Origin of the sequence: Zhongshania sp. (assembly GCF_041623545.1) — a bacterium.
In the GTDB taxonomy this organism is placed as follows: Bacteria; Pseudomonadota; Gammaproteobacteria; order Pseudomonadales; family Spongiibacteraceae; genus Spongiibacter.
In genome coordinates this window covers 1-7,600 of sequence record NZ_JBFJWS010000151.1, presented here as the reverse complement: position 1 = coordinate 7,600, position 7,600 = coordinate 1, and the positions used below count along the sequence as shown (strand labels likewise).

7 protein-coding genes are annotated in these 7,600 nt (G+C 50.1%); 1 reads left to right on the top strand and 6 read right to left on the bottom strand.

What is annotated here, in order from left to right; genetic code table 11:
* Together ABYT30_RS12790 and ABYT30_RS12785 are read right to left on the bottom strand one after the other, a co-directional pair.
* Positions 1 to 423 (bottom strand): hypothetical protein (locus ABYT30_RS12790; protein ID WP_373096812.1); only part of this gene is annotated, 423 nt, incomplete at its 3' end.
* A gap of 117 nt (positions 424 to 540) precedes the next feature.
* On the bottom strand, positions 541 to 3,054 hold the full coding sequence (locus tag ABYT30_RS12785; protein WP_373096810.1) for a TonB-dependent receptor: 2,514 nt from the start codon (positions 3,052 to 3,054) through the stop codon (positions 541 to 543).
* Between the two features lie 318 nt (positions 3,055 to 3,372).
* Here ABYT30_RS12785 and ABYT30_RS12780 point away from each other — a divergent pair, with 318 nt between their 5' ends.
* Positions 3,373 to 4,002: a TetR/AcrR family transcriptional regulator gene (locus ABYT30_RS12780; protein WP_373083158.1), complete on the top strand. Its 630-nt coding sequence runs from the start codon at positions 3,373 to 3,375 to the stop codon at positions 4,000 to 4,002.
* Between the two features lie 14 nt (positions 4,003 to 4,016).
* Here the strand turns inward: ABYT30_RS12780 and ABYT30_RS12775 are convergent, their stop codons facing one another.
* The 4 genes from ABYT30_RS12775 to ABYT30_RS12760 all read right to left on the bottom strand — a co-directional run.
* On the bottom strand, positions 4,017 to 5,102 hold the full coding sequence (locus ABYT30_RS12775) for a phosphotransferase (RefSeq protein WP_373083160.1): 1,086 nt from the start codon (positions 5,100 to 5,102) through the stop codon (positions 4,017 to 4,019).
* Positions 5,103 to 5,150: 48 nt separating this feature from the next.
* Entirely contained in the window at positions 5,151 to 5,588 is a 438-nt protein-coding gene (locus tag ABYT30_RS12770) for a Zn-ribbon domain-containing OB-fold protein (RefSeq protein ID WP_373083161.1), read from the bottom strand.
* Between the two features lie 27 nt (positions 5,589 to 5,615).
* Entirely contained in the window at positions 5,616 to 6,755 is a 1,140-nt protein-coding gene (locus ABYT30_RS12765) for a thiolase family protein (RefSeq protein ID WP_373083162.1), read from the bottom strand.
* Between the two features lie 38 nt (positions 6,756 to 6,793).
* Positions 6,794 to 7,600: cytochrome P450 (locus ABYT30_RS12760; protein ID WP_373096808.1), on the bottom strand; the 807-nt coding region annotated here is incomplete at its 5' end.

Sequence of the window (7,600 nt, the reverse complement as noted above, 5' to 3'; positions counted from 1 at the left end):
ACCAACTGGCGTTACAAAAAATATCCACGCCATATCATTTAGCAAGACCGTTATTTCAGGACTCCGCTCGGGTCGAAAGGCCGCCACCAACCACATTAGATCTGCGACTGTGAATAAGGTGACAACACTCGCTGTCGATCCAATAAATGCATAGGCCAACGCAGGGCTCGGCGTCGCCATGCGCTTCATCTGAACGCCGGCAACAACAAACATCGATAAAAACATGACGTCAAATAAATTAAAGGTCACCATGCTCCAACGAATTGCGGAGACATTTTCCCGGAAAAACTCAGCAACCTCGGTCTCTGACATGGTCGGTGACATAGGCGGCATGAAGCCGGGAAAAAAGATAAACGCGAGCACAATCAAAATTGCGCAAATTGGCGTTACCCATAGGCAAATAATTTGGTCTATTGATCGCATAACTTTCTCTTTTATTTTTAATTTTATATCGAACGCAAGAAGCTATCTTCGCTGATTATTGCCAGACAACTACGACAGCGCCAGATTAAGCCTCCAAACTAAACTCACAAGCTCCCGCTAACCACCAAACTCGTAATCAAACGACATGCCCCAACTTGTTGGCGCACCGCGGATAATGCCGTTAGTACCGGTATTATCCGCAATCGCCACACCCCAGGCAGTGTAGGTTTTATCAAAAATATTATTGCCAAACACCGAGACCTTTAATGCGCCATCCGCTAAAGGACTCCACGTCGCGCGAAGGCTGGTAATTGAATAAGAAGACGTCGTCGAGGCATCGACAAATTCCGGCAGCCCGGATTTGTAATCCTGACCCATAAATATTTGGTCGCGATAGGTGGTCAGCCAGGTAAAATCAAAATAGCCAAGACTGGCGGTATCAAGGGTATAGCTCAGTGCCGCACTATGACTCCACTCAGGAACAAAGGGGAAGGGTTCATCACTTCTGTCGATGGGCTCAGACGTTCCGGTAATGCGATTCACGGCAAAATCATCATACTCCTCGAATTCTGCTTTGTTATAACTGGATGTCACCGACAAGCGCAAGCTTTGGCCAAGCAAGTACGTGAGTTCGATCTCAGCGCCATTGATCTGGGATTTACCCGCATTGGTTGTGCCAAAGTCTCCGCCAAAGTTTGAGTCAAATTGCACAACAAACATTTGCATCTCAGTGTAAGCAGAATTATAGGCCGCCATATTCACACGCATACGTTTGTCAAATAAATCCATTTTCAAACCAAATTCAGTACTCAGTAGCTCCTCTGGCTCAAAGGTAGCAAGCTCCCCGTACAAGGTTGTAAAGCCACCGGCTTTGAAGCCTTGCGCAAGCGTGATATACATCATCATATCGCTCACATTATTGATCTCGAAACGTTCGCTGACATCCCATGACAGGCTCAACATAGAGGAAATATTTTGAAACTGGAGCTTCGCTTCCTGAGCCTCCCCTAGCGCATATTCCGCGACGGTGCCCTCTAAAGAATCAAATTGCGCGTCCGTTAACAATAAAAATGGCAGCGCCGACCCCGTCACTGGCGGAATCCCGGCATACAGCGGTGGTGTCGAGTTTGCCGCATTCCAATCCACTGCTTGCAAGGCGCGATTTTCCACGGTATACCGCGTGCCCAGTGTCAGCTGAACATCCTTGCTCAGATCAATCGATGTTTGGCCAAATACCGCATAGGAATCATTGTCAAAAGATCGGATATCGCCGAGGTCAGCACCGAACACAAAAATTGTCCCCGGTGGTGCATCAGCGACACCCGGCAGGGTATACAGACCGAAATAGCCCTCCTTAGTCAGCATTTGTCCCCCTACCAATTTATCCAGGGACTCTCTAGACACAAAGGCACCTACGGTATAATTCATTCTGCTGTCGAAAAGCTCGCCATTAAACTGAATTTCCTGCCCCCAACCCCAGCGAGTATCTGTATCACCCGATATTAAATTTTGGGATTTAAGGCGCTCAGTAATAATGTCGCGATTAACTAACTGCAGTACGTCGGTACCGTCAAAATTATTATTTTCGGGGCTGGCACCACGCTCATTGAAGGTAGTGATACTTTTCAGAACACCATAGGCGGTATCCCAGGTAAACGTTGTCCCAATGAGCAACTGGTCTGTGCCCTGCGACAAGCCGTAATTTTCTGGATTAACCTTGTCTTGTTCGATTAACGCAGTGGAATCCTGACAGGCCTCCGCGTAGGTTTTAGGGTTTCCAGGCTTACGAGCGGTTGCCACCAAACCTTCTGGGTTAGTCAATTCACAGGTGTAGGGCTCAGTCTGCTCGTCTTGATCGCTGTAATTTGCCATCAATTTCATTTGCAAATTATCACTCAAGTTAGCCATTAATTGAGCGATGACGGTAATACTATTATCGTTGCCCACTGGCCTATTGCTGTCGACATCCCTTGCCCACCCATCACCGGTACGCTTGGCAATTGTTAAACGCGAAAGCAATTTATCTTGTACCAAGGGAATATCCATCGCTAGCTGGCCGTCACTTTTACCAAAGCTGCCTAAGGTCCCCGACACCGCGGCGCTAAATTCATTACTAGGCTCCCTTGTGGTAACAATGATCGCGCCGCCAATGGTGTTCTTGCCAAACAGCGTTCCCTGTGGGCCACGTAGCACTTGAATACTTTCTACATCGACGGTATCGAGTAGTTGGGAGTCATGTCGAGCGAGAAAAATACCATCAATATAAACACCAATTGATGGATCTAGCGTACCGTCGGTTGATCGCCCCCGGCCAATACCACGAATTGAATAATTCGCTTCTTTACGGCCTTCATAACGATCTAGACCAGGCGTCATCCGGGTTATATCGCCAATACTGTCAACGTTATAGGCCTTGAGATCCTCAGCGGAAAACGCAGACACCGCGACCGGTGTTTTTTGTAAATCCTCAGAGCGCCGTCGCGCTGACACTAATACCTCTTCTAATATCGGCGCTTTACCTCTAATTTCTTTTGCCTCGTTTTCACGCTCCTCGGCATTGCCATGCAAAGCGAATAAAAGCATTCCAAAACAAGATAAAGTGCTAAGTGAACAAGCAGGTAACGGACGCATTATAGTTTGCCTATCTTTATTAGTATTTGAGCAACCTGAGAATTACAAGCTACCTTAATTCATCTCTTTTGGCAACTACATGTTGCTTTTTGATATTCACTAATTCAATCTAACACCCTACGATTTTATTGCTGTCATTTGTGGCCGGAATTGCCAATGACAAGCCCAAAAGAAAGCCATAGGATTTGAGCTAGCTCGCATCATTAGGGTAATTTTACAATGATTGAGTTCGAGTAAATTCGTTACTATTGAACTAAGCTCTCTAATTCATTACTTTATTTCATAGCATTAGATTTATAGATTTTTACGGATACTAGGGTGAGCAATATCGACACAAAGATTAACGACCGACGTACAACCGGCATACAAAAGCACGGCCGCGCCGCCAAAGTGGTCAGCGATGTACTTCGCTCTACCTGCGAAGAACTCAACGACGTCGGCTTTTCTGCCCTTCGCGTAGAGGACGTAGCGGAACGCGCTGGCGTGAATAAAACAACCATATATCGGCGCTGGCCAACCAAGAATGAATTGGTCGTAGAGGCCATTCGCAATAGCTATGTCACCGAACACGAATTTCCAGATACCGGCGTGCTTCGCGACGATCTCGTGCAATATCTACGGATCATGATTAAACGAACCAAAAATCCCGTCGCCCGCGGCGCGATGCTGACACTCAATAATTGCACTGACCCAGCACTCAAACCTATCGCAGAAGAATTACTCGGCCGAGCTCGGGGCTACCGTACCTCTATCGTTCAACGCGGTATCGAGCGCGGCGAGCTACCCGCCCACACCGACGCCGAATTGGTTAGCGATATGTTTTCGGCACCGATACTAAGGCGCTTGATGTCCCTGGGTGAAACGGTAAAGCCAGCTTATATAGACTCTGTCGTTGATATCGTACTGGCTGGCGCTAAAGCGGTACCGCCACCAAAAGCGAAGAAATAAGGCGTGCGCTTATCCTAGCGGATACCTAATCGCTGGTAACTTTCATGGCGAGTAACCGCCGCGCCAAGGCGCTGAAATGCCTGTTTGGTAATTGGTGGCGCAACTCGCTGTGTGATCGCCCAATGGTAATAGCCATAGATTGGCGCGCAGCGATAGAGATCCCAGGCATAATTTTGCGGAATGCGCCTACCGCCATATTGCGCCACCGCATCCAAATAGTGATTTAATAAATTTCGCTCTTCCCGCTCAGCGAGATCAACAGGCAGTGACGCAGCAATATGGTAAGCCACATCAAGTGACCAGTGCCCCTTCTGCACCAATTGCCAATCAGTAAAGCCCAAGGCCCCAGACTTTAGACGATAGACATTCCCTGGGTGACAGTCGCCGTGAAGAATTGTGCTTGGGTGCACAGCAAGCATTGCCGCTAATGCCTCGATACCTAATTTTAAATTTTCCGCATCCGTTGTCGCCGCGGGTAAGCCTAGCGAGCGCTCATCGCGCATCAGGTTTTGAATTTTAGACCACGGGTATATTGACTCTTTTTCAGCTAAATCTGAAATCCGTGAGGGCAGCCAATCTTGACCCTGCAGCAATTCCGGTCGCGCGTGCAGCCTCGCTAATTGATCGAGGGTTTCCGTCACTTGATCACTATTAAAAGGCTCTAGGGCATTAAAAAAATGGGCCTCTTCATCAATTAAGTCGGCCATAATAATAACGCAGCGCTTGTTTACTTGGTCCCGCACCACCGCCGCACAGGGTGGCACAACCATATCTAGATGGGGTGCAATCTCAGAGTAAAAGCCGGCTTCACGAAATGTTGTAATATCGCCGCCACTACCAAGGTCAAAATCAAGAAAACCTTTTATACAGAGAGGATAAAAATCGTCGGGCTTATTTTCGAAACTAACTTTAATTCGCACCTTAGACGCCATGGCTTTCACGACATCCTGCAATTCCAGCGTGGCAATTTTGGCACCACCAGAAAGCGGCGCTAAAACAGTAGACAACCAATGTTTATCAAGCACCCCAGTCAGTGCGGTCGGCACTTCGGCCGCGACATTACATAACATACCCGGCTGAATTCTAATTATTTTTGTCATTGCATATTCCGCTTTCGATACGCTTTAGGGTTCTTCGGCCTATATACACTAGACCGCGACAAACATCGGTACGGTTAACCCACTCTCGTGCAACGCCATTTTGGCCATCAACTTCATACCCACTCGCAAGCTATCGTGATCACAGTCGATGATATTACTGTGGTAAAAAGGCCCTTCCTCCAGCTCCACAACACCGACCACAAAGGGCACCTTGTCTTTCATCGACGGAATATAGGCGCGATGCATAATAGTATAGGTGTGCAGCGTTCCCCGACCCGATGCCGCCACCCACACCATGGATTCGTCGCCGTGCTCAATACAACGACTCGCTGGCCAATATGCGCGCTGGCAGACATTGCAGCGATGGAGCATAAACTGGCCCACTTCACAGCCGTCCCAGAATGGCAGATCCGCCGGATCGCCGCCAAGTTTCAACACGGCGTTTAATTTTGACTGTTGCGCATCCAGCGCGGATGTATCACCCATAGCAGCGCCCCGCATTATTGGTTTTCATTACGGTGTATTCCCGAGAATTAGGCTGGCATGCGCCCAGGTATTCTGAACACCGGCGTTCATACCGTGGCCGCTAACCAAGGCCGTACTCGCCTTACTTAACTGCCCCGCGCCAGCCTCGCCCCGCAATTGGATAATAGACTCCATAATGCCGGTAAAGCCGGTCGTGTAATAACCGGACAATTGACCTCCGCCAGTATTGGTGGGAATAAGCCCGTCCGCTCTTGCGCCACCTTCTGCATAAAATGGACCGCCCTGGCCCTCTGGCACAAAGCCATAGGCTTCAAGCTGCATCAGTGGTGAAATGGTGAACGGGTCGTAAAGCTGCGCCATATCAATATCCGCAATCGACATACCGGCTTGCTTGAATGCACGCGCTTTGGCAGGCGCAATATTGTCGTGATTATCAAAGGGTGCCCCTGTGTGCCAATTGCCAATATTATGCCCAGTGCCACCACCGAGAATATAAATGGGTTTGGCATGAAGCGATTTGGCACGTTCCGCGGTCGTTACTAACAGCGCGACACCACCGTCAGTATCCCGGGTACAATCCAAGCGCCGGAACGGATCGGCAATTAGGGGCGACGCCTGATGCTCCGCCAAGGTCATCGGCTTGCCATACCCTAGCGTGCCGGGCCGATTAACGGCATATTCGCGCTGAGTTACCGCTACCGCGCCTAAGTGTTCAGAGCTAGTCCCAAAACGATGCATATGTCGGCGCGCGTGAAATGCATGGGTCGCCGCCGCGCCCATTAGGCCATACAGTGTTGGGTAGCCATAGCCATAGGCGCCTATAGGCTGACCACCCCGCGCCGCGCGATTTGAGTGAGCTTCTCCGTAAACACAGGCCACCATCTCCGCTTGCCCCGACATGATCATGCCCATGGCAGAGAGAATACTAAAGGCGGGGGTCGCCCCGCCGGTCATCATGGATACTGAAAAATTCGGCGACAGCCCCATATAGCGCAAATCTTCCCGGTCGACGAAACAGCGTATATAGCCATCTATGGCATCCCGCTCGAGGCCGGCATCCTGCAGGGCGAGATCAACAGCCTGGGCGCGCAACTCCCGCGCCTCTATGCCAAGACCGATACCCTGAGCGGTCATACCCAATCCAACAATTGCACAGGATGCAGCCATCAAGCGGTGCCTCTTAAGGTTGAGTGGAAATCAGTCACTTAAAAAAGCTGTACCGGAATCGCCGACATGCCACGCTGCTCAAGATCACCGACTAACTCCGGTTCTTCAGCGTTTGGGTCTAGGCGAATATTCGGGAAGCGATCCATTAAGCCGTTGATAGCCACGATCATTTCCTGCTTTGCCACTTCCATGCCGAGGCAGCGATGTGGCCCCATACCAAAACCCAGGTGGGATTTTCTGGGGCGGAATATGTCGAACACATCGGGGTTTTCCCACACAGCAGGATCGCGATTTGCAGCGCCCAAGCAAATATCAACCCGGGAGCCGGCGGGGATTTTTACCCCAGCGAGTTCAACATCTTCTTTTACTAAGCGCGGGAACGTGGGGTCTGTTGGCATCCACCGAGCACCTTCCTCTATCGCCGCCTCAATTAAATTGCGGTTATCTCGGCATGCATTCCAAAGTGCTGGATTGCTAAGCAATTGGTACAGGGTAATACCAAGCTGCCGCCAGGTGGTGCCACCCCCGGCAAGAATGATCAACCGAGCATAAGCAAAGATCTCATCATCGAGGAGGCCCCGCGATGCGCCGTCACCGGTATCGAGAACACACTGTACCAAGCCACTGACAACATCGTCTGCGGGCGCAAGCCGACGCGCACTAATTACCTCGCGCAGCATTCGCTCTACCTCCGCCGCGGATTCCATCACTTCTTCCATTGGCAAGGTCCGCGCCATGATCGTACTTTTAAGCAGGTGATTTCTGAAGGCCAGCGCATTGTCGCCACTCAACCCCATACCCTGGGTCACAATATGAACCGGCAAGCGTGCACACAAATCTTGGTT

What these genes read in the sequence shown, in the direction of transcription:
- ABYT30_RS12785 (WP_373096810.1), bottom strand. Translation starts at nt 3,054, where the DNA reads ATGCGTCCGTTACCTGCTTGTTCACTTAGCACTTTATCTTGTTTTGGA.
- ABYT30_RS12775 (WP_373083160.1), bottom strand. Translation starts at nt 5,102, where the DNA reads ATGACAAAAATAATTAGAATTCAGCCGGGTATGTTATGTAATGTCGCG.
- ABYT30_RS12770 (WP_373083161.1), bottom strand. Translation starts at nt 5,588, where the DNA reads ATGGGTGATACATCCGCGCTGGATGCGCAACAGTCAAAATTAAACGCC.
- ABYT30_RS12765 (WP_373083162.1), bottom strand. Translation starts at nt 6,755, where the DNA reads ATGGCTGCATCCTGTGCAATTGTTGGATTGGGTATGACCGCTCAGGGT.